Raw genomic sequence first — 218 nt, 5'->3', positions numbered from 1 at the left:
GCGCGGCAGCTCTGGCGTGGAAATGGGGATGCGGTTGCCCACCGTCCGCCGCTGGCGGCCCGTGGACAACCGCACCGCGCCCCTGCCTCTTGCGGGCCGGTCGCTTCCCCATTTTTCGCGCGCCGCGAACCAGGCGCGGCGGCCGGCACCGCGCCAGGCGCTTGCCAGCAAGCGCCGCGCATTCCCGCGTGCCGGCGCAGCAGCTCTGGCATGGAAAT

Annotated in this window: 1 pseudogene; it reads left to right on the top strand. The window is 73.9% G+C overall.

Going from position 1 to position 218, the window contains the following annotated elements:
• Positions 1–28: 28 nt before the first annotated feature.
• Positions 29–218, top strand: a pseudogene (locus tag AAHM38_RS25635) (hypothetical protein); the annotation flags it as partial.

Source organism: Ralstonia sp. OTU4908 (assembly GCF_038440115.1).
Classification (GTDB): Bacteria; Pseudomonadota; Gammaproteobacteria; order Burkholderiales; family Burkholderiaceae; genus Ralstonia; species Ralstonia pickettii.
The sequence above is the reverse complement of the archived record's forward strand: the minus strand, read 5'-3'. Positions and strand labels throughout refer to the sequence as shown.